A 20930-nucleotide genomic window follows, 5' to 3' on the forward strand; every position below is an offset into this window, starting at 1 on the left:
ACGGAGCGGCGGCGCTCATTCCCTGCGCGTGCCCGTCATCGTCGCGTAGGCGATGACGTTGTCGGTGTAGTGGCCGGTCGTGCGGTCGTAGGTGCCGCCGCAGGTGATCAGGTGGAGCTGGGGGTTGGGCGACTCGCCGTACACCCGCTGAGTCGGGAAGACCGACTTCTCGGCCTGTTCGAGACCTCCTACGGTGAAGACCGCGATGACGCCGTCCTTGCGGTGCACCTCGATGACGTCGCCGTTACGGATCTCGTCGAGTCGGCTGAAGACCGCGCTGCCCGACTTCGTGTCCTTGTGCCCCAGCATGATCGCCGGTCCGGCCTCCCCGGCCGTGGGTCCCGAGCGGTACCAGCCGACCAGGTTGGGGTTGCCGACCGGCGGCACCTCGATCGCACCCTGCCTGTCGAGCCCCACCGACCTGATCGGCGCGTTGACGCCGAGCCGTTCGATGACCAGGCGGACCGGGGTCGAAGGTTGCATGGCGGGGGCCGCCGGGATGCTCGGCTGCGGCGGCGGCACGGTCGCGGGCGCCTGGAAGTAGGGGTCCGCGGGGGCGGTGGCGTTCATCTGGCTGCGGGGCGGCAGCGTGGTGCGCTGGTCGGCCAGGCCGTACTGCTCGGGCGCCGCCACCATGTAGAGCAGGCCCACCAGCACGGTGATCACCCCGGCGACCCCCGCCAGGATGAGCACCGACCGCAGCACCCGGCCGCCGTCGATCCGGCCGTCGGGCCACTCCTCGTACGGCCGGCCGTACTGCTGGTATCCGGGCTGCGGCGGGTAGGGCGGGCGGACCGGCCCGCGCCCGTACGGCGGCACGGGCCCGTGGGGACGCCCCTGCCGCCCCCCGCCCGGGGCGGGGGGCCTCGGCGGCCTGCCGTCAGGCGTCGGGCTGGTCATCCGGCACCCCGGTCAGCCTCTGGCCGCCGTACGGCGCCGCAGCACCAGGCCGCCGACCGCCGCGCCGGCCACCATCAGCGCGCCGCTGATGACGATCATCCGGGCGTCCGGCCCGGCCTCCCCGCCGCCTCCGGTGGAGGCGCCGCCTCCGGGGGTCTCGTCGATCTGCCGGGTCTTGGGGGGCTTGACGGGCTTGGACGTCTTGGTCCTGGTGACGGTGACGACCGGCGCCGGGGTGCTCGTCTGCGTCGGAGTGGGGGTCGGCGTGCCGGTGCCCGTGTTCGTGGGGGTGGGGCTCGGCGTGCCCGTGCCGGTCGAGGTGCCCGACGGCTTGACCGTGATCAGCAGCGCCGCGGCGCTCGCCTCGGCCGAGGCCGTGGACGCGACGTCGCACGCGTAGAGGGTGCCGCCCGTGCCGCCGCCGCCCGGCCCGGAGGCCGGCTCCAGGTAGAGGTCGAAGGAGGCCGGCTGGACCGCGATGACACCGGTCGCAGTCGGGGTCACCGTGATCAGCACGGGGGGCACCTGCAGTTGGGCACCCGCCGTCGCCGCGACGGCGGCGGCGGTGGCCCCGACCGTCCGGAGCTCGGAGGGGACGATCGAGGGGTTGCTGGTGACGAGCGCGTCACCGTCGATCACGAGGCGCTCGGTCGCGGCGATGGCCGAGGGGGCGGTGAGGAACGGCGAGGCGGCGGGCTGCCGGATCGCCCAGGTCGCCACGACGGCGGAGCTGGGCGTCGGCGCCAGCGGGCCCGTGATGTCCATCTGGAGCTTGTAGGTGAGATTCCCGGTGGCGGCGGAGGAGGCCGTGCAGGTGTAGGTGACGGTCTTCGGGGCCGCCGTCATGGAGGCGATCGCCGGGACAGCGCCGAAGAAGATTCCTCCACCCACTGCTGCGATGGCGGCTGTCTTGACCGCGACGCGGCGGCGCGTCTTGGACTTCAGCACAGTCTCTCTCCATTTCGGAACAGTTGAGCGCTCTGGGCGGGCGTCCACGATTCCAGGCGATGGTCACGGTCCGGCATAGATCCTATGAACAGAGACTGAGATATGCACGTAACTCGGCAAAACGGGCATAAATTCCTCCCCGTCTCACCGCTGCCGGTCGCGGGGCCCGGCGGCGGCCCCGCGCCGCCCGGCCGCGGCCCCGCGCCATCCGGGCGCGACGGGCGGCTGCCCGCTACCCGCGCGGCGCACGGACCACCACGGTGGTGATCGGGAGCTCGAACTCGCCGCCGGCCGTCTCGGGGGTGGCGCGCAGGTAGTCGAGGACCCGGGCCAGCAGCTCGGCACGCTCGGTCTCCGGGAGGGTCAGCACGTGGGAGTGGGTGGCGATCGTCGCCGCCATCGACTCCGCGGTCCGGCGCTGGCCGTGCGCGAACTCGGCCCGCTCGCCCGCGCCGAAGTGCGGCCCCGGCAGGAAGGCCGCGGCGGGCCGCCACCGCCTGAACGACACCGTGCTGGCGGCCACCCGCTTCAGGCCGCTCACCCACGGGACCCGGTCGTCGTCGAGGTTCCACAGCCCGGCCAGCACCCCGCCCGGCGCCAGGACCCGGGCCATCTCGGGGAGGGCCCGGTCGAGGTCGAACCAGTGCATGGCCTGCCCGACCAGGATCGCGTCGACCGCCCCGTCCGCCAGCGGGATCTCCTCCGCCGTGCCGGGCAGCGCCCGGACCCCGGGCAGCCGGTCGCGGAGCTGGGCGAGCATGGCCGCGTCGGGCTCCACCGCGACGACGTCGGCGACATGCCGCAGCAGCACCCCGGTCAGCTTCCCGGTGCCGGCGCCCAGGTCGAGGACGCGCAGCGGCGCGCGCTCCCGGACGGGCCCGAGAGCCCACAGCACGGCGTCGTCGGGGTAGTCGGGCCGCTCTCTCGCGTACGCGGCCGCCTGGCCGCCGAACGAGGACGCCCGCCGCGCGAGGGTCTCGGGGTCGACGTCGTCGAAGGTGGGTGAACCGCTCACCGGCTCACGGTACCCCCGCGGTCCGCGCCGGCGCTCACGGAGTGCGGCCGGCCGGCGGCACGTGACCGGGTGCCGGGTGAACCGGCGGCACGTGCGCGGGTGTCGGGTGGGCGGACGCCGGATGGCCGGATGCCGGATGGGCGGGGGCCGGGTGAGCAGGTGCCGGATGGGCGGGGGCCGGGTGAGCAGGTGCCGGGTGAGCAGGTGCCGGATGGCCGGATGCCGGGTGAGCAGGTGCCGGATGGGCGGGGACCGGGTGATGGGTTGTCATGCTCCGCTCGCCGGACGGCCGCCGCTCCCGGCGCCGCCCGCCGCCGGGACGCGACCGGCCGCCCGCGGCCAGGGTGAGCACGAGGGCGAGGACGAGGTACGGCACGGCGGACACGGCGAAGATCACGCTGTGCCCCGTCACCGCGGAGGCGGCGGCATAACAGCCGAAGAAGGCGATGCAGGTCACATCTGTGCCCAGCCCGGCCAGCGAGGTCACGGTGGCCCGGGCCGGGCCGGTGATGCGGTCCTGCAGCCGCGCGTCGACCAGCACGGTCGCCATCTGGAAGAGACAGAAGGCCACCGCGATCACGGCGAAGCCCGCCGGGACCCCGCTGATCGCCCCCGCGCCGAGCGCCAGCGCCCCGACGGCGAGGATCACCGCGATCGCCCGGTCGGTGCCACGCCGACCGGCGGCCGCGAGCAGGCCGCCGAGCGCGCCTCCGGCGGAGACGAGGAGCACCAGGAGCGGTACGGCGTACTCGGCGACACCGGTGCCGGCCGCCAGCAAGGGGACGTACTCGTCCAGCGCGCCCCAGAGCGCCGTCACCGCGATCACCAGCAGCACCGCCCGCCGTACCGGCCGGCTGGAGCGCATCTCCCGCACGCCGTCCCGCAGGATGTCCGCGTAGGAGCCCGGCGACGCCTCCTCCGGCGACGACTCCTCCGGGCTCTGCCCGCGGTGTTCGGGGAAGGTCGTCGCCACGGCCGCGCAGAGCACGCAGGCCAGGACGCTGGCCGCGCCGAGCAGCGGGTAGCCGCCCACCGCCAGCGCGGGGGCGGCCAGCGCCGTGGCCACCATGACGGCGCCGGTGCTGAGCGCGCGGGCACGGCCCATGATCGTGGCGTAGCGGCCGGCGGCGTCCAGACGTTCGAGCTCGGTGTAGACCAGCGCCTCCATGGCGCCCGACTGCAGCGCTCCCGAGGTGCCCCAGAGCACGAAGCCCGCGGCGAACGCCCAGTAAGAGGGGGCGATGACCCACAGGGCGTAGCCCACGGCCGACAGCAGCGGCGCCACGACGAGGAGCAGCCGCCGCGAGACGGCGTCGGCCCACACTCCGGAGGGGACCTCCATCACCAGGGAGGTGACCGACCAGATCACGAACAGCGAGGAGATCTCGGCGGTCGACAGGCCGGTGTCGACGAACAGCAGCGCGTAGACCGGGTAGAGCAGGATGAGATCGTCGAGGAAGGTGTAACCGTAGAGCGTCGCGGCCAGGCGCTCCGCGCGCCTGTCCGGTCCACGGAGAAGAGAGATCATCATGAGGTCTTTCCGACGGGGGACTGTGCGGGCTCGGGATGCTCGGCATCTCCGGCGGCCCGCGACAACGGGTCCCCTGTCGACCTCTGGTGATGGATCAATGTCGCCAGGTCATGAAGTCGACTCTACCTCCGGCCCGTCCGCCCGGCCCAGCCTTTTTCGGGCCCCGTCCCACCGAATATCTCTACTTATAGATAATCCCGTAGTAGAACTATCTTGGTATACTCACCGTATGACCACGAGCGCGCCGTCCCGCACCGTCCCGGATCTGAGCATGCTGCTGACGCACACCGGCCACGTGCTGGCGACCCAGATGACGGCGGCCCTGGCCGAGCTCGGGATCACGCCGCGCGGCTACTGCGTCCTGTTCCACGCGATGGAGGCCGAGCGGACGCAGATCCAGCTCGCCGAGATCTCCGACCTCGACAAGACCACGATGGTGGTGACGGTGGATGAGCTGGAGAAGGCCGGGCTTGCCGAGCGCCGGCCGTCCAGCACCGACCGCCGGGCCCGCATCATCTCGGTCACCGAGGAGGGCCGGCGGATCGTGGCCGAGGGGACTGCGATCTCCGACCGTGTCCACGCCGACGTGCTCGCGGCGCTCCCGGCCGACGAGCGCGCCCCCTTCGTCGGCGCCCTCGAACGGCTCCTCAACGGGCACCTGGCCACCCCGATGGTGAGCGAGCGGCCGGTACGGCGGGCCCGCCAGTCGCGGGCGTAGATCCGCGGAAGCAGCCGCGCACGCGAGCCGACCAGTCCCGGACGTAGGCCAGCCGGTCCCGGACGTAGGCCAGCCGGTCCCGGACGTAGGCCAGCCGGTCCCGGACGTAGGCCAGCCGGTCCCGGACGTAGGCCAGCCGGTCCCGGACGTAGGCCCGCGGAAGCAGCCGCGCACGCGAGCCGACCAGTCCTGGATGTAGGCCCGCGGAAGCAGCCGCGGACGCGGGCCGACCGGTCCCCGGGCGTAGGCCCGCGGACGCGGGTCCGGGAAAGGCGGCCCGTTCTGGCCGCGCCCGCGAGTCCTTCAAGGGGCGCCTCACGCCCTTTTCCCGGGGGGTCGTTCTATCCCGGGGGCCGTTCACTTCCCCCGGGGCCGTTCATGTGGCCGGGCCTCAGTCTCCCCTCCGCACCTGCCGCGGGAGCCTGGGCGTTCCGGGCTTGCCCGGGATGCCCCGGTAGATCATGAGAACGCGGTCCAGGCCGGTCAGCCGGAGCAGCTCGGCCGTCTGGGAGCTGGGCTCGGCCAGATAGAGGGCGATACCGCGGGCTCTGGCGCGACGCTGGACGCCGACCAGCGCGGCCAGCCCGGACACGTCGCGGAAGGACACCCTGGACAGGTCGAGGATGAGCGGCCCCACGCTGGACCGCACCGCGCCGATCAGGCGTTCGCGCAGGGAGTGGCAGGTGAAGACGTCGATCTCACCGCACAGCTTGACGAGGGTGACGGACGGGCGGACGGGCCGGAGCACCGTTCCGTCGGTTCGGCTCTGAAGAGTGGTCATGGGATCTCCGATCGAAGAAGGAATGAGACCTCGGCCGGAGCACGGGCTCCCGCGCACGGGGGTCCGGCCGGGACAGGAGCGTGGACGGCGGTGAGGATGTCGACCGGACGTAGGCGGCCGGCACATGTGACGGCCAGCTCCAGGGCGTCCATGGCCGGGACGCACGCGGTGCCGGACGGGATCACCAGCAGGTCGACGTGCTCCATACCCGCTACGGACAGCCTGATCAGGCGGTGGTCGGCACTCCGTGACGGGCCCACCTCGACCTGGCGGCCACGGGCCGGGATACGGCGCGGGACGCCGTCCCAGACGTCCGCGTGCAGACCCACGCGCAGGACGGGACGGCCCAGCAGCCGATCCACGGCCGCGATGAGGCCGGGCAGCTCCACGCCGGCGTTCCGCGAATACGGCCACCATGCCCCGTCCACGAGACCCCGGTGGCCGGGCACGAGGTCCAGGCTGAGGCGTACCGCGGAGGAGGTGGTCATGGGGACGGCGACCACAGGGGGCGTGATCCGGGAGAGAAGTTTCGGCGTCATGATCGATCGGCCTGACTCGGGCCGGGAAGGACCGAAGTTGTGTATCGCCTTGGGCGACGCCGACCTGGATGCCAACGTGCGGAATGTCCTCGGTCTCCCCAGACTACTCCTCCGGACGGTCTCATCGCCGACATCAGGGAGTCCTCCCTCATCACGCCCGCGTCGGGTACCGGTCGCACGCGGGCGGGGAGGCCGCCGGCGTGCGCCCTCCCCTCCCCGCCCCGGCCGCGGCCGCGGCGAACATCCCCGGCGGCTCCCGCGAGGCCCTGACGGCACCGGCCCGGGTTAGGCCGCCGGACTCTCCGGACGGCCGGCCCGGACGGTCAGTCCCCTCCGAACATACGGTCTCGCGTCACACGCGCCACCCCGGGGTTGTCGGCGAACACCCCGTCCACCCGGAGCCGGTACAGCCGCTTCAACCAGCCCGTCACGTCCCCGACGGCCCGGCGGTAGGCCGAACCGCCGGGACGGCCCCGCCGGTACTCCGCCGGGAGCTTGGCGTTCTCGTCGCGGATCGTCGAGACGTGGACCTGGAGACCGTAACGGTGGGCGTCCTGGACGAGCGAGGTGGGCGGATCCGTCCTCCCGTCGGGTCCGACCGGCACGATCCGCGTGGTGGTCACGCCGATGCCGTCGGCGTAGGTGGCGATCTGCCGCAGCCCTTCCGAAGTGACGAGCTCGTCGCAGGTGAGAGCGTTGTCGACGTCGACCAGATCGTACGGCGCGCCGCTCCCCGATCCGATGAGCTGGATCAGCCGCAGCCGCGTGAGGGCCCGGAGCCGCTTGAGGTTGCTCGTCTCGAAGGACTGGATGAACACCGGGTCGCACGCCTCGTCCCAGCCGTACCTCCGGAGGACCTCCAGCAGCGGCTCCTCGATCGGCAGCCCGATCGAGGCGAAGTAGGTCGGATATTTGATCTCGGGATAGACGCCCACGCCGTGTTTCTGCGCGAGCTTGACGATCTCCTCCAATGTCGGGATCTGCGCTTTCCCGTCGTATGCCGCGTTGCCCGGCCGCCGCTTGGGGAAGCGCTCCCTGGCACGGAGGGTGCGCAGCTCGGCGAGGGTGAAGTCCTCGGTGAACCAGCCGGTCACCTGGCCGCCGTTGATGGTCTTGGTCGTCCTGCGGGCGGCGAACTCGGGGTGGTCGGCGACGTCGGTGGTCGCCGAGAGCTCGTTCTCGTGCCGGGAGACCAGCACGTGGTCCTTGGTGGAGACCAGGTCCGGCTCGATGTAGTCGGCGCCCATCTGGATGGCGACCTCGTAGGACAGGAGCGTGTGCTCGGGCCGGAAGGCGCTGGCTCCGCGGTGCGCGACGACGATCGGCGTCCGGGCGCCGCGCCCGTGCCTGGCGGACGCGCCCGCGGACCGGCCGGGGGTGGGCACCACCGGTTTCGGGGGCCGGGCCCTGCGGGCGGAGCGGGCCGTACCGGCGGACCGGACTCCCCCTGACGACCGGGCCGAGCTCACCGGTCCGACCAGGTTCACGGGCCGCATCGGGCCCGCCGCCTGAAACGGGCTCACGGGGCGGGTAGGGCCGGCCGGTCGAGCCGGGCCTGTGGGGTGGAGGGCGAGGAGCGTCACTCCTCCTACGAGCACGGCGAGGACATTGAGCGACATTTTCCCGACCACCCGGGTACACCCCCACGTTCCTACTTCGCGGGGGGCACACTGGTACAAACAGTTCTACCCTGAGCGGCCGAACGGCTAACGATCGGCCGAGCCAGGAAGGCCAGGGAGGCCCGGCGGACTACCGCTCCCGGATCAGCGTGAGCCCGTCCGCGCCGTGCCGGGCAGGATCAGGCACGGGTACGAGGCGCCGTCCGGCCACGGGCCGTGGTCGAGCCCGATGGAGAACACCTCCGCCGACAGCGGCCCCGTCCGCCCGGGCGCGTGCGGAGCCGTACGGCGGGCGGGGATTTCCCCTTCTGTCGGGCCCTGAGCGGCAAAACCCCACAATGCCGGGTCCAAGGACCCTTCCGGTAACGCCGACAGAGGCGCAGTCTTGAAATGGGAGGTGTTGGTAATGGAATCAAAGGAATGGACTGTACAGATATTCATCAGCGAGGACGACGCCGACGCCGTCACCACCGCCAAGGCCGTGCTGATGACGGCGGACGGCAGGAAACGGGAATGCGTCGCGCACGCCCGGCGTAACCCGGACGACCAGCCTGTTCCGTCGATCGGCGACGAGCTGGCCGCCGGACGTGCCCTGTCCGACCTGGCCGGCAAGCTGATGCGGGAAGGCGCGGAGGACGTCGCCCAGATGGCTGGGCACGCGCCCAGAGCATGGTGAGCCCTCGCCCGTCCCAGGGCCCCCGCCGGCTCTGGCGGGGGCCCTGACCCGGCCTCGGGACGGACGGGACCACCAGGCCCGTCTCACCGCCCGGAGTTCTGGATCAGCACGCCGAGGCCGTCGAGCATCGCCCGCAGGCCGAGCTCGAAGATCGCGTCGAGATCGAGGTCGTAACCGTCCTCCAGGTCCGCGACGACCCTGGAGAACGTCGGCAGAGCCCCCGAGGCGAGTTGCCCGGAGAGGACGGGCTCCTGGGTGTCCATCCATTCGTCTCCGGTGACGCCGGTGTCCGCTTCGGCCTGGGCCTCCGACTCCAGGTTCACGGCGATTCCCCGGACGTAGCTGTAGAGCAGGACGTGCACGTTGAGCATGGTCTCCGCGTCGAGACCGAGGCCGTCCACCGCGCTCATCGTCCATTCGGCGTAGGCCATCAGGTTGGGCAGCGGCAGCGGCCGGGTCACCGAGCCGGCCTGCGCCAGCCACGGGTGCCGCCGGTAGGTGGACCACAGCAGCCGCGCCACCAGTTCGAGGCGCGCCCGCCACCCCGTGAGCGGCTCCTCCGGATATCGGATCTCACCGCACGCCGTGTCGATCATCAGCAGGACGAGATCTTCCTTGTCCCGTATGTGGCGGTACAGCGACATGGTGGCGACATCGAGCTTGGCCGCGACGCCGCGCATGGACAGGGCGTCCAGCCCCTCGGTGTCGGCGATGCCGATCGCGGCGCGGGCGATGCGCTCCCGGGTCAGCCCCTGATCGGGATCGTGGGCCGTACGGCGCGGGCCGGCCGGCCGGGACGGCGCCGGACGGGGCGCGGAGCGCGGCCCGGACCCGGGCTGCGATCCGGACCCGGCCCCGGGCTGTGGCCCGGGCGGGGACCCGGGCTGTGGCCCAGGCGGGGACCCGGGCCCGGCCACCACGGTGCCGACGCGGGGCACCGCCTGAACGGCTCCCTCCTGGCGCAGGATGGTCAGAGCCTTGGTGGCGGTCGCGATCGCCACGCCCCACTCCCGGGCGACCTGCCGGGTCGAGGGCACCCGGTCGCCGGCACGGAGCTCACCGGCCGCGATGCGGCGGCGGATCTCGGTGACGATCCTCAGGTAGGGGGGATCAGGCTGGGCAGCGGGCCGGTTCACGATCGCCTTCCGTCCGGTGGAGCCGCCTGTACTAGTACAGGCCGACCTGCCCCGAGGGTAGCGGAACCCCTCGATGACCAGGGACGGCGGCGGCCCGGCGGATCGCCGAGGACGGGCGCCCTGCCTACTGTACTAGTGCAGAATTTCCCGAGAGTCTCCGGAAAACCCGTGCTCAATGGCCATGTCGAGTTGCCTAATCGCATGCGTACGCCGTACATTCAACTGTGTACGGCGTAGCCGGCGGGGCCGTCACCGGCCGGCCGCGTCCCCCTCCCTCGACATCCGCCAGGAGTCCCCATGAGAGACCACGACATCCTCGTCTCCGGTGCGAGCATCGCCGGGCCCGCGCTGGCCTACTGGCTGCGCCGCCACGGCTTCAATCCCACCGTCGTGGAGAAGGCCCCCCGGCTCCGCCCCGGAGGTCAGGCGGTCGACATCCGCGGCGCGGCGCTCGGCGTCGTCGAGCGGATGGGATTGCTGGCCGACATCCGGCGGATGGACGCCGCGATGCGCGGGATGTCCTTCGTCGACAGCGCCGGCGAGGTGCTGCACAGCACCACCGAGGAGACCCTGACCGGCGGCGAGGTCGGCAGCGAGGACGTGGAGATCCTCCGCGACGACCTGGCCGGCATCCTCTACGAGGCCACCCGTGACGGCGTCGAATACCTCTTCGGCGATTCGATCACCTCCCTCGCGCAGGACGACGACGGGGTGCGGGTCACCTTCGAGCGGGGCGCACCGCGCACCTTCGGACTCGTCGTCGGCGCCGACGGCCTGCACTCCAACGTGCGCGCGCTGGCCTTTGGCGAGGAGTCCCGGTTCATCCGCCACCTGGACACCTACCTGTCGGTCTTCACCACTGACAACTTCCTGGATCTGGACCACTGGCAGGTGTTCCACCGGACCCCGGGGAAGATGTCCGGCCTCTACAGCGCGCGGAACAACACCGAGGCCAGGGCGGTCCTCGGTTTCGAGTCGCCACGGCTGGACTACGACCACCGCGACATCACCCGGCACAAGCAGATCGTGGCCGAACGCTTCGCCGACGACGGCTGGGAGACCGCCAGGCTGCTGAAGGCCATGTGGGAGGCGCCCGACTTCCACTTCGACTCCATGAGCCAGATCCGCATGGACAGCTGGTCCAACGGACGGGTCTCACTGGTCGGGGACGCGGGTTACTGCGGCTCTCCGCTGTCGGGTCAGGGCACGACCCTCGCCCTGGTCGGCGCCTACGTCCTGGCCGGAGAGCTCCTGGCGGCGGGCGGGGACCACCGGGTGGGGCTGGCCCGCTACGAGGAGGAGATGCGGGAGTTCGCCGGCCTGAACCAGGATTTCGCGCTGCGGGTGAGCGAGTGGCAGAAGGACCAGAGCCGTCCGATGCCGGACATCCGGGAGCTGTCCAACGCCATCACGCTCAAGGACTACCGGAGCTGACGGACACGGCCCACCCCGGGGCGCCACCGGCCCCGGAGCCGACCGGCACAGCCCGCCCCGGCGCGCCCGGCCCCGGGGCGCGCCCGTGCGAGGCCGGAGGCCCCGGCCTCGCACACGACCCGGCGGTACGGCCAGGCCGAAGGTACGGCCGGGCCCTCCTGGACACCTCTGTTGTCCTCTGGCCGGTTGTCCTCTGGCCGCCGATCGCCGGACCGCCGACGCCGGATCAACGTCGCCCGATCACCTTGCGGCCGGTCCGCCGCCTACTTGTCCGCTGCCTGCCGGTCCGCTGCCTACTTGTCCGCTGCCTGCTTGTCCGCTGCCGACCGGTCCTTCCTGGTCCGGTGCCACCCCGGGGCGGATGATCTGGACGTCGGACGTTCTCTGCCTGGGATGCCCGTTCAACCACTCACCCAGCCGCTTGGCGCTCCAGCCTCGGGGCCGCTCGGTCGACCAGCCATCCTGCCGGCCCGCGGCCGCTCCCCGGTAGCGCCGGGGACCCGGGCCGTCGGCCCGCTCGCCCCTCAGGTCCCGGTAGCGCCGGGAATCCGGGCCGTCGGGCCGGCCGAGTCCGGGGTCGCGGTACCGCCGGGAATCCGGGCCGCCCGGCCGGCCGAGTCCCGGATCACGGTAGCGTCCGGGTCCCAGGCCGTCGGCCCGCTCGCCTCGGAGCCCCCGGTGCCGCCCGATCGCCCCCTCCTGCGGCTGCCTGGCGGCGGACCCTCCGTACGCCGGTCCCCGATACCGCCTGGGATCCAGGCCGTCAGGCCGCTCGACGCCCGACCCCCGGTAGCGCCGGGGCATCGGCCCGTCGGGCCGCTCGGCCCTCGATCCTCGGTAGCGCCTGGGTATCGGGCCCTCAGGCCGCTCGACCCTCGACCCCCGGTACTGCCGGGGCATCAGCCCATCGGGCCGCTCGACCCTCGACCCCCGGTAGCGCCTGGGTATCGGCCCGTCGGTCCGCCCGGCCCGATGCCCCCGGTAGTGCCGGGCCCGCGGCCCGTCGGTCCGCCCGAACGCCCGGCCCCGGTGCCGGTCGGCGGCCGGTTCCGGCTGCCTGACCGTCCAGGCCACATGCCGCTTGGCGGTCGAGTTCCCCGGCCGCTTGACCACCCAGCTCGGGGACCGGTTGGACGTCGGCTTCGAATGCTGGACGGCGCCGATCGCCGCCACCCCTATGAGTACGGCCATCACACCGGCCCGTACGACGCTCATCTGCGCACACCCCCACTTTCCGATCTGTCGGGGGGTCCGCTTCTACAGAGCTCTCTCTACCCGGGTTGGCCGGGCAGATAACGATCATAGATCAGAGCCGCCCAGGTCACGAGCACCGCGCTCGCGTCCCGACCAGCAGGTGTGCGCTCCGTCGAACGCTCCCGCCCGGCCCGCGCCGGCATCGCCGAGGAGATCGCCCGGGTCGTCGACGCCCCCGGGGGCATCGGTCACGCGGATGGAGCCGTGTCACGCGCGCGGCAGGCGGGGCGTGCCGCGGAAATAGTCGTTCGCCGCCGGGGCGAACATCATCGCCATGGCACCCAGGACGGCCACGAGGTGCACGATCCGGCTCCCGGCGAACACGAACGACATCGCGTCGGCCTCCGCGACGGCCTGGCCGAGCGAGTTCCCGTCGAGCAGCCACCGGATCGGCTCGATCACCAGGGAGATGGTGCCGAAGATGCCGAGGGACAGGGCGAGGGCGATACGGGCCCAGCCGCGGCCCTGCCGCAGGCGGACGGCCATGAAGATCGCCACCGCGAAGACCGCCAGCCGGAACCCCAGCCCCCCGGCGAGGTCGGCGAACGACGCCGACCCGCTGACCAGCGCGCCGGTGACGGCCAGGGCGGCCTCGAAGGCGCCGGCGCCGACGGCGGTGAGCCAGAGCGCCGAGGCGGTCTTGACGGCCGCCGGGACGGCCGGCGGGCTGTTCAGGGTCTGCGGTGCGTGCTGCTGCGTTGCCATGGAGGTACCTCCGGACGGGGGATCGGGTATGCCCCGAGTCTTTCTCGCGCGGCGGGCCGGGACATGCCCGTCCGCACCCTGATCCGGAGTAGGGAGGGCCCTACCGGCGCTCCGGCGCCGTGGCCCGGACGGTTTCCAGCAGTGCGGCGCCCACGAGCAGCAGCCCGGCCGCGGCGGTTACGCGGTCGTGCCGGCGTCGACGGTGACGGACGCGCCGGTGATGTTGCGGCCGCCCTCTCCCACCAGGTGCGCGACGGTGGCGGCGATGTCGTCGGGGCTGCAGTAGCGGTCCAGCGCCGTGTAGCCACGCTCCTCGTCGGCTCCGGGGCCGTCGGCGGGGTTCATCTCCGTGTCGGTCGAGCCCGGGTGGACGAGGTTGGCGGTGATGCCGCGAGGGCCGAGGTCGCGTGCCAGTCCTTTGGTGAGGCCGATCAGCGCCGACTTGCTCATCGCGTAGAGCGTCCAGCCCGGATAGGGCACCCGCTCGGCCAGGCTGCTGCCGATGGTGACGATCCTGCCTCCCGCGGTCATATGGCGGGCGGCGGCCTGGGCGAGCAGGAAGGACGCGCGCGCGTGGATCGCCAGCGTCCGGTCGACCTCCTCCAGTGTCACCTCCTCCAGCGGCCCGTAGGGGGCTGTGCCGGCGTTGTTGACGAGGATGTCGAGCCGTCCCAGCTCCGCGACGGTGCGCTCGACCGCGCCGGCCAGCGCGGCGGCGTCGGTGGCCTGGGCGGCGACGGCGACGCCGCGGGCGCCTGCGGCTTCGATCTCCTTGACCACCGCGGCGGCGCGGTGGGCCGCGCTCGCGTACGTGATGACCACGTCCGCGCCGTCCGCCGCCAGGCGCCGGGCGATCGCGGCCCCGATCCCGCGGCTCCCACCCGTGACGAGTGCGACCTTGCCTGTCATGCCTGCCTCCATCTGGTCCAGGTAAGCGGAACTGATTCCGTTTAAATTCAAGCGGAACTGATTCCGTTTAGCAAGCAGGAAACGGAACCCGTTCCGTATGCCGGGCGACGGTCGGCGCGCCGGGAGGCCGGGACGTCTGGACGCCTGGACGCCTGGACGCCGGGAGACTCCGGCCGGATGTGTCCGACCCGCGGATACGGGCGGCCCTTCGAGGGATACGGGCGGGCCTTGGAGGAGGGATCGCTACGCGGGTCAAGATCCGGCCGGAGCCGGAGAGGGCCGCACGCCGTGCCGCGACCTCAAGGGGGCCACATGACCGCCCCAGTCACTCGCAACCGGGCTCAAAGCGGAGGGGCGGAGACTACCGACCCATGCGGGTTCCAGTCATACTCCAGCACAGCTTGGTCGAATGCGGGGCCGCCTGCCTCGCGATGGTCCTCGGCGCTCACGGGCACCACACCTCCGTGCGCGCCCTGGCCGAGGAGATGGGCGTGGGCCGGGACGGCGTCAGCGCGCTCACCCTGGTACGCGTCGCGCGGGCGCGCGGGCTGACCACCCGGGCGCTCTCCCTGCCCGCGGCGCACATACCCGAGATCCCCCTGCCGGCCGTGGCCCACTGGCGGGCGAGACACTTCGTGGTGGTGGAGCGGGCGGCCGGGGACCGGATCACGATCGTCGATCCGGGGATCGGGAGGCTGAGGCTCTCCCGGGAGGAGTTCGCGCGGGACTTCAGCGGCGTGGTCCTCACCTTCGCCCCCGGCCCGGACTTCCAGCGGGGACACCACGGCGAGCGGCGATCCTGGTGGTCGCGCTACGCCCGCTTCAGCGTGCTGAACCATCGGGGCATCCTGGCCGTCCTGGTACTGCTCAGCCTCATCCTGCAAGGGCTCGGACTCGTCCTGCCCACCGCCACCGAGAGCGTCGTGGACCGGGTGCTGGGGCGCGGGGAGATCGACCTGCTGCCCCTGCTGGGACTGGCCGCGGCCGTGGCGGCGCTCGCCTACCTCGCCGCCGGAGGGGCGCGGGCCTGGGCGCTGGCCGTGCTGCGGGCCCGGGCCGACACCGCCCTGCTCGACGACCTGGCCAGGCGGCTGCTCGCCCTGCCGTTCCGCTTCTTCGCCCACCGGGGCTCGGCGGACCTGGTCTCGCGGATCACCGGAGCCGTCGTGCTGCGGGACATCTTCACCGGCCAGGTGCTGTCCACCCTGCTCGACGCGCCTCTGGCCGTCGGCTATCTCGTCGCGATCACCGTACGGTCGCCGCTGCTCGGCGGGGTGCTCGTCGTCCTGGCCGCGACCCAGCTCCTCGTGCTCCTCGTCACCCGGCAGCGGATCCGCGACCTGGTCCACCGCGAGCACGAGGCGCGCAACGAGGCCCAGGGACAGCTTGTCGAGTCCGTCAAGGGCATCGAGACGATCAAGTCGTCCGGCGCGGAGTCCCAGGTTCTGGAGCGCTGGACGCGTCTGCTGGACATCCAGACGCAGCAGGCACGGCGGAGCTCGTTCGCCCAGAGCATGCAGGACACCGCGCTGGGGGCGCTGAGGTTCGGCGCCCCGCTGGCGCTGCTGTGGGCCGGCGCGTGGCAGGTGGTGGACCACCGGCTCACCGTGGGCGCCATGCTCGGCGTGCTGGCCCTGGCCGCCGCCGCCCTGGCGCCGCTGGCCTCGTTGACCGGCAGCCTGCGGAGCCTCCAGCTCGCCCGCGCCCAGGCCGAGCGGCTCGCCGACATCTGGGAGACCGCCCCGGAGTCCGGCCCCGGCGCCCCGGCGGGTGACGGGGACGCGGTCGCGGAGTCCTCCTCCCCGGCCGGACCCGGCGGCGGAGCACGGCGGAGCGGGATCGAAATGAGGGCCGTCGGCTTCCGGTACGCGCCCGAAAGCCCGTGGATCGTCCGTGGGATCGATCTGCGCGTCGTCCCCGGGCAGAAGGTCGCGCTGGTCGGGAGGTCCGGGTCCGGCAAGACCACCCTCGCCCGGCTCCTGCTGGGGCTGTTCCCGCCGGTCGAGGGCGAGATCCTCTATGACGGGGTGCCGGTGTCCCGCCTGGACCCGGGACGGCTGCGGCGGCGCTTCGGGGTGGTCACCCAGGAGCCCGCCCTGTTCACCGGCTCGATCGCGGACAACATCGCCCTGGGAAGCTCCACCGTCTCCCCCGGCCAGGTGGAGGAGGCCGCCCGGCTGGCCTGCGTCCACGACGACATCGCCGCCATGCCCCTCGGCTACCACACCATGCTGACCGAGGGCGGGGGCCTGTCCGGCGGCCAGCGCCAGCGCATCGCCCTGGCCAGAGCGATACTGGCGCGGCCGGAGATCCTGCTGCTGGACGAGGCCACCAGCCATCTCGACACCGACACCGAGGCGGCGCTGAGCGCGAACCTCGGCACCCTCCCCCAGACGCGCATCGTGATCGCCCACCGGCTGAGCACGATCAGGGACGCCGATCTGATCCTGGCACTGGACGGCGGCCGGATCGTCGAGAGCGGCACCCACGACGCGCTGATCCGCTCCGGCGGCCTGTACGCGCGCCTCGCCCGGGCGCAGCTCCCGGCGGGCTCCCGGTGAGCCCCGTACCTGCGGGGAGAGACGTGACCGCGGGTCCGCAGTCATCCCCAAGTCGTCCGCAGCCGTCCCCAAGTCACCTACAAGACGAGATCCGCATGATTGGTCACGAGATCGCTTTTCCAGAGCGACAAGGAGAGGAGGAACGTTCCATGAACGCGGCATCACGTACCGAGCTCGGGGACATCACGCCCGTCGGCGCCGAGCTCGACGAGAGCGCGCTGAGCGGCATCAGCGGCGGCCAGAAGGTCGAAATCACCACGGGGTGGGAGGCCGACCCGCCCGGCATCTGCGGCAGTGACTGAATCTGCGGCAGTGACTGAGTAGTCGCGCCCAGCCGCCGTCCCGCCAGCCGGGACGGCGGCGACGGCCGGCGGTCACCGGACCCGGGGACGCGCGCCGTCCCCGGGTCCGGTGGCCCCGCCGTCCCCGAGTCCGGAGAAACCCGTTCTCCCCGGCGGTCCGTCGCCTGCGCACAGGCTCCCGCTCTCCAAGGAGATCCGTGTCACCCCCGCATGTCCTCGTCCTCACCGGTGAGGCCGACCCGCACGCCGACCACATCCGTCACCTGCTGGCCGGACGCGGCGCCCGGACCACCGTCTTCGACAACCGGGACTATCTCACCCGGGCCCACGTGGAGCTGGCGTACACCGCTCGTGGACTCACCCGGCGGCTGCTGCACACCGAGTCCGGCACCCTCGACCTGGACACGCTGACCGCGCTGTGGTGGCGCCGCCCGACGCCGCCCGAGGCGCATCCGGCGCTCACCGACCCGTCGGTGGCCGCCTACGCCGCGCAGGAGAGCGTGAACCTGATCACCGATCTCTGGGAACATCTGCCGTGCCGTACGGTGCCCGCGCGGGAGTCGGTGTTCCGGCGCGCCGCGCACAAGCCGTCCCAGCTCATGCTGGCCGCCGAGCTCGGGTTCGAGATCCCGGAGACCCTGATCGCGACCCAGGCGGACGCCCTGTGGGACTTTCACAACCGCCATGACGGTCACATCGTCACCAAGCCCATGGGCAAGCCGTGGGTGGGCAACCTCGCGGGGGGCCACACGGTCACCCGCCACTGCGAGTTCGTCTCGGCCCGTGATCTGGCCTACGCGGAGGCGCTGCGGTTCTGCCCGGTCATCGCGCAGCAGTACGTGCCGAAACGGCTGGAACTGCGGGTCACCGTCGTCGGCCGGCGGGTGTTCGCGGCCGAGATCCACTCCCAGGAGAGCAACCGGTCGAGGGTGGACTGGCGCCTGTACGACATCGAGGTGACACCGTACGGCGTGCACCGGCTTCCGGACGAGGTCGCTCAGCGGTGCCTGGCGATGACGGACCGTCTCGGGCTCGACTACGGAGCGTTCGACCTGGTCCTGACCCCGGACGGCCGGTATGTGTTCCTGGAGATCAACCCCAACGGCCAGTGGTTGTGGATCGAGGAGCTGACCGGCCTGCCGATCAGCGAGGCCCTCTGCGACCTGCTGCTGGAAGGAGCCTGACGTGTCCCCGATCGTGCCCCCCGACCTCCTCGGCGACGCCCTGGAATGGCTGCGCGGGCTGGACGGCGTGCGCCCGGAGCGCGCCGACGAGCGGCTTTCGGAGCTGCGCGCGCGCCATCCGGAGGTGAGGATGCGGCTGCTGTGGCAGCGTGAGGCCGCCACCGACGACTACCACTACGATCTGCTGCTCCCCTCACCGGAGGGCAGCGTCTCGCTGGCTTTCGCGCCGGACCGGGCGATCCCCTGGCCGCTGCGGGGAGGGCAGCGCTCCGGTGAGCAGCTCGTCCTGCGCGTCAACGGCGTCGACATGACGATGGAGCGGGTCGTCTCGGTTCTCGACGTGCTGTGGGACGATGTCGCACTCGCCCGGCGCCTGGTGAACTCCGCCCTGGTCGAGCAGGCTGTGGACGTCCGCGACCAGCATCTCCCCGCCGACCGGCTCCAGGAGGCCATGGACGCCTTCCGCCGGGCGCGGGGGCTGCTGACCGCGCAGGCGGTACGGGAGTGGATGGCCGAGCGCGGCCTCAGCCACGCCCGCCTGGAGGAGATCGTGGCGCGCGAGGCGGCGGTGGCGGCCCTGCGCCAGGACGTGGTCAAGGGACAGGTGGAGGACTTCTTCGCCACCCACCGCGCGGAGTTCGACCGGCTGCGCGTGGTCAGGCTGCGCTACGCCGATCCCAGCCGCGCCGACGTCGCCGCCGCGCTCCTGCGGGCCGGGGCCGTGCCGCCTGACGGGCCTGACGGAGCGGAGCCTGACGGGGTGGAGAAGGAGGCCGACCCCGTCGCGCTGGCGGTCGAGGAGGTGCTGGCGGGCGTGGCCACCTGCCGGATGGAGGCGAACAACAGGGACGGCCTGGTCGCGCTCTTCGGCGCCCCGGCGGCGGACGCGCGGGCCGGTCAGGTGCTCGGGCCCGCGCGGCTCCCGGACGGCGGCTTCTGCGTCGCGCACGTGCTGGCCGTGGAGCCGGCGGAACTCGACGAGGTGACCCGCGGGCTCGTCGAGCGGCGGATCTTCGATGACTGGCTGGCGGAGCAACGACGGAACGCCCACGTGGAGTGGTTCTGGGGCAGCCGGGCCCGCACCGACGAGCTCACCGCCGCCCTGCGGACCTGACGCGGAGCCCACCGGGAACGTCCCGCGCCGGGAACGTCCCGCGCCGAGGAAGTCAAGGCCGAGAACGTCGAGGCCGAGGAAGCGGAAGGCGTTCCGTTAGGCTGGCCCGGTGTGGCGAAGGACGCGGTCGTGAACGCGCCGCCCCCCGAGAACGGCGCACGCAGGAGAGACGCGCCGATCTCCGGGAGCGGTCCGCGCCGGAGGGAGGCAGCGGCTCCCGGAGAAGACCCGCGCGCGAGGGAGGCGACTCCCGAGAACGGCCCGCGCGCGAGAGCAGCGGCTCCCGGGAACGGCCCGCGCGCGAGGGAGGCGACTCCCGAGAACGGCCCGCGCGCGAGAGCAGCGGCTCCCGGGAACGGCCCGCGCGTGAGGGAGGCGACTCCCGGTAGCAGTCCGGGCACGAGAGCAGCGGCTCCCGGGAACGGTCCGCACGAGGTGGACGCGCCGCCCGCCGGGAAAGGCCCGCGGGAGAGGGCCGACGCCGCGCGCAACCGGGCGCGGATCCTCGCCGCGGCCGCCCGGATCGTGGCCGCCCACGGCGTCGAGGGACTGGCGATGGCGGACGTGGCCGCCGCGGCGGGAGTCGGCGTCGGCACCCTCTACCGCCGCTTCGGCGACCGCTCCGGGCTGGCGTACGCGCTCATCGACGAGCGGGAACGGGAGTTCCAGGCGGCGTTCATCGAAGGCCCGGCGCCGCTGGGACCAGGCGCCTCCGGGACCGCCCGCATCCGCGCCTTCCTGCACGCCCTGGTCGACCGTACGGTGGCCCAGCTCGACCTGCTGGTCATGGCGGAGACCGCGAGCCCCCTCGCCCGCTTCGGCGCCGCCTACGATCTCCACCACAGCCACCTCGCGATGCTCATCGCGCAGGTGAAGCCGGACGGCGACGCCTACTACCTGGCCGACGCCCTGCTGGCGCCGCTGGCCGCCCCGCTGCTGGCCCACCGGCTCCGCACCGGCGGGGTGACCGTCGAGCGGGTCAAGGCCGGGCTCGACGACCTGCTCTCCGGGTTGGAGGCCGCGCCGACGGGTTGAAGCCCGGGTTCGAGGCCGGGCCGGCAGGTTGAAGCGCGGGGTCGAGGCCGCGCCGGCGGGCTGAGGCGCCGCACGACCGGCCCGGCGCCCGGCGCCCGGCAGGCCGCGCCGGACGCGCGGCTCCAGCCGACGCGGCCGAACGCTCCAGCCGGCATGGCCGAACGCTCTAGCCGGCGTGGCCGAGCGGCGGGAACGCCTCGCGCGCCTCCAGCAGCTCCTCCCAGTGCTCCTGCGCCCAGTCGCACATCACGGCCATCGGCCCAAGGATGCTGCGGCCGAGCGGGGTCAGCCCGTATTCGACCCGCCGCACGGGCTCGTCATGGGTCGTGCGGGTGATGAGGCCATCCCGTTCGAGCGCCCGGAGCGACTGCGTGAGCACCTTCGCGGTGATGCCACGCAGGGGGACCCGGAGCTCCGAGAAGCGCCGCGGCCCGTGTTCGAGGCAGCGGATGATCATCCCTGCCCATTTGTCACCGACGCGGAAGGGCGAGAGAGCGGACGGGCAGAGCTCGTCGAACATGTCCGGATCAAGCGGTTGTCTCACGATCTCACGGTAACCGGTATCCCGG

Annotated in this window: 19 protein-coding genes; 8 read left to right on the forward strand and 11 right to left on the reverse strand. The window is 72.9% G+C overall.

Annotated elements, in window-relative coordinates:
• Window positions 1-15: 15 nt before the first annotated feature.
• From J2S55_RS11640 to J2S55_RS11655, 4 genes are all read right to left on the reverse strand, one after another.
• Complete coding sequence (locus J2S55_RS11640) at window positions 16-900, reverse strand: class F sortase (RefSeq protein ID WP_306859693.1); 885 nt, start codon at window positions 898-900, stop codon at window positions 16-18.
• A gap of 12 nt (window positions 901-912) precedes the next feature.
• The gene (locus J2S55_RS11645; RefSeq protein ID WP_306859695.1) at window positions 913-1848 is read right to left on the reverse strand and encodes a hypothetical protein; all 936 of its coding nucleotides are present in this window, start codon (window positions 1846-1848) and stop codon (window positions 913-915) included.
• 232 nt (window positions 1849-2080) lie between these two features.
• The gene (locus J2S55_RS11650) at window positions 2081-2863 is read right to left on the reverse strand and encodes a class I SAM-dependent methyltransferase (RefSeq protein ID WP_306859697.1); all 783 of its coding nucleotides are present in this window, start codon (window positions 2861-2863) and stop codon (window positions 2081-2083) included.
• Window positions 2864-2897: 34 nt separating this feature from the next.
• Window positions 2898-4394 carry an MFS transporter gene (locus J2S55_RS11655; protein ID WP_306859699.1) on the reverse strand — a complete coding sequence of 499 codons (1497 nt, stop codon included), beginning with the start codon at window positions 4392-4394 and terminating at the stop codon, window positions 2898-2900.
• 229 nt (window positions 4395-4623) lie between these two features.
• Here J2S55_RS11655 and J2S55_RS11660 point away from each other — a divergent pair, with 229 nt between their 5' ends.
• A complete protein-coding gene (locus tag J2S55_RS11660) occupies window positions 4624-5112 on the forward strand; it encodes a MarR family winged helix-turn-helix transcriptional regulator (protein ID WP_306859701.1) in 489 nt (162 codons plus the stop codon).
• 391 nt (window positions 5113-5503) lie between these two features.
• On the opposite strand, the gene J2S55_RS11665 is transcribed toward J2S55_RS11660, so the two are convergent.
• The 3 genes from J2S55_RS11665 to J2S55_RS11675 form a co-directional block, all read right to left on the reverse strand.
• Window positions 5504-5893, reverse strand: coding sequence for an STAS domain-containing protein (locus tag J2S55_RS11665; RefSeq protein ID WP_306859703.1), 390 nt, complete (start codon window positions 5891-5893; stop codon window positions 5504-5506).
• The gene (locus J2S55_RS11670) at window positions 5890-6432 is read right to left on the reverse strand and encodes a DUF5994 family protein (protein WP_306859705.1); all 543 of its coding nucleotides are present in this window, start codon (window positions 6430-6432) and stop codon (window positions 5890-5892) included. Before J2S55_RS11670 ends, J2S55_RS11665 begins: the two co-directional genes overlap by 4 nt.
• A 323-nt stretch (window positions 6433-6755) precedes the next feature.
• Complete coding sequence (locus J2S55_RS11675) at window positions 6756-7919, reverse strand: glycerophosphodiester phosphodiesterase (RefSeq protein ID WP_306859707.1); 1164 nt, start codon at window positions 7917-7919, stop codon at window positions 6756-6758.
• A 538-nt stretch (window positions 7920-8457) separates the two neighbouring features.
• Here J2S55_RS11675 and J2S55_RS11680 point away from each other — a divergent pair.
• A complete protein-coding gene (locus J2S55_RS11680; RefSeq protein ID WP_306859709.1) occupies window positions 8458-8727 on the forward strand; it encodes a DUF1876 domain-containing protein in 270 nt (89 codons plus the stop codon).
• 83 nt (window positions 8728-8810) lie between these two features.
• Here J2S55_RS11680 and J2S55_RS11685 read toward each other — a convergent pair whose 3' ends face one another.
• Window positions 8811-9863, reverse strand: coding sequence for a TetR/AcrR family transcriptional regulator C-terminal domain-containing protein (locus tag J2S55_RS11685; RefSeq protein ID WP_306859711.1), 1053 nt, complete (start codon window positions 9861-9863; stop codon window positions 8811-8813).
• A 297-nt stretch (window positions 9864-10160) separates the two neighbouring features.
• Here J2S55_RS11685 and J2S55_RS11690 point away from each other — a divergent pair, with 297 nt between their 5' ends.
• Window positions 10161-11297 (forward strand): FAD-dependent monooxygenase, encoded by a 1137-nt coding sequence (locus J2S55_RS11690; protein WP_306859713.1) that lies wholly within the window; start codon window positions 10161-10163, stop codon window positions 11295-11297.
• Between the two features lie 1461 nt (window positions 11298-12758).
• Here the strand turns inward: J2S55_RS11690 and J2S55_RS11695 are convergent.
• Complete coding sequence (locus J2S55_RS11695) at window positions 12759-13256, reverse strand: hypothetical protein (protein ID WP_306859715.1); 498 nt, start codon at window positions 13254-13256, stop codon at window positions 12759-12761.
• 177 nt (window positions 13257-13433) lie between these two features.
• Window positions 13434-14165, reverse strand: coding sequence for an SDR family NAD(P)-dependent oxidoreductase (locus tag J2S55_RS11700; RefSeq protein ID WP_306859717.1), 732 nt, complete (start codon window positions 14163-14165; stop codon window positions 13434-13436).
• A gap of 371 nt (window positions 14166-14536) precedes the next feature.
• Here J2S55_RS11700 and J2S55_RS11705 point away from each other — a divergent pair, with 371 nt between their 5' ends.
• From J2S55_RS11705 to J2S55_RS11725, 5 genes are all read left to right on the forward strand, one after another.
• Window positions 14537-16726 carry a peptidase domain-containing ABC transporter gene (locus J2S55_RS11705; RefSeq protein ID WP_306859719.1) on the forward strand — a complete coding sequence of 730 codons (2190 nt, stop codon included), beginning with the start codon at window positions 14537-14539 and terminating at the stop codon, window positions 16724-16726.
• A 149-nt stretch (window positions 16727-16875) separates the two neighbouring features.
• Complete coding sequence (locus tag J2S55_RS11710; protein ID WP_306859720.1) at window positions 16876-17028, forward strand: hypothetical protein; 153 nt, start codon at window positions 16876-16878, stop codon at window positions 17026-17028.
• Window positions 17029-17225: 197 nt separating this feature from the next.
• On the forward strand, window positions 17226-18212 hold the full coding sequence (locus tag J2S55_RS11715; protein WP_306859722.1) for an MvdC/MvdD family ATP grasp protein: 987 nt from the start codon (window positions 17226-17228) through the stop codon (window positions 18210-18212).
• Window position 18213: 1 nt separating this feature from the next.
• Window positions 18214-19326, forward strand: a complete 1113-nt coding sequence (locus J2S55_RS11720) for a TIGR04500 family putative peptide maturation system protein (protein ID WP_306859724.1) — start codon at window positions 18214-18216, stop codon at window positions 19324-19326.
• A 435-nt stretch (window positions 19327-19761) separates the two neighbouring features.
• The gene (locus tag J2S55_RS11725) at window positions 19762-20361 is read left to right on the forward strand and encodes a TetR family transcriptional regulator (RefSeq protein ID WP_306859726.1); all 600 of its coding nucleotides are present in this window, start codon (window positions 19762-19764) and stop codon (window positions 20359-20361) included.
• Between the two features lie 166 nt (window positions 20362-20527).
• Here J2S55_RS11725 and J2S55_RS11730 read toward each other — a convergent pair whose 3' ends face one another.
• Window positions 20528-20905, reverse strand: a complete 378-nt coding sequence (locus tag J2S55_RS11730; RefSeq protein WP_306859728.1) for a winged helix-turn-helix transcriptional regulator — start codon at window positions 20903-20905, stop codon at window positions 20528-20530.
• Window positions 20906-20930: the final 25 nt, after the last annotated feature.

Source organism: Streptosporangium brasiliense, assembly GCF_030811595.1.
Lineage (GTDB): Bacteria > Actinomycetota > Actinomycetes > Streptosporangiales > Streptosporangiaceae > Streptosporangium > Streptosporangium brasiliense.

Bases quoted from the DNA above. Each gene is read 5' to 3' on its own strand.
- J2S55_RS11640 (WP_306859693.1), bottom strand. From the start codon at position 900: ATGACCAGCCCGACGCCTGACGGCAGGCCGCCGAGGCCCCCCGCCCCG.
- J2S55_RS11655 (WP_306859699.1), bottom strand. From the start codon at position 4,394: ATGATGATCTCTCTTCTCCGTGGACCGGACAGGCGCGCGGAGCGCCTG.
- J2S55_RS11660 (WP_306859701.1), top strand. From the start codon at position 4,624: ATGACCACGAGCGCGCCGTCCCGCACCGTCCCGGATCTGAGCATGCTG.
- J2S55_RS11665 (WP_306859703.1), bottom strand. From the start codon at position 5,893: ATGACCACTCTTCAGAGCCGAACCGACGGAACGGTGCTCCGGCCCGTC.
- J2S55_RS11670 (WP_306859705.1), bottom strand. From the start codon at position 6,432: ATGACGCCGAAACTTCTCTCCCGGATCACGCCCCCTGTGGTCGCCGTC.
- J2S55_RS11680 (WP_306859709.1), top strand. From the start codon at position 8,458: ATGGAATCAAAGGAATGGACTGTACAGATATTCATCAGCGAGGACGAC.
- J2S55_RS11690 (WP_306859713.1), top strand. From the start codon at position 10,161: ATGAGAGACCACGACATCCTCGTCTCCGGTGCGAGCATCGCCGGGCCC.
- J2S55_RS11695 (WP_306859715.1), bottom strand. From the start codon at position 13,256: ATGGCAACGCAGCAGCACGCACCGCAGACCCTGAACAGCCCGCCGGCC.
- J2S55_RS11700 (WP_306859717.1), bottom strand. From the start codon at position 14,165: ATGACAGGCAAGGTCGCACTCGTCACGGGTGGGAGCCGCGGGATCGGG.
- J2S55_RS11705 (WP_306859719.1), top strand. From the start codon at position 14,537: ATGCGGGTTCCAGTCATACTCCAGCACAGCTTGGTCGAATGCGGGGCC.
- J2S55_RS11710 (WP_306859720.1), top strand. From the start codon at position 16,876: ATGAACGCGGCATCACGTACCGAGCTCGGGGACATCACGCCCGTCGGC.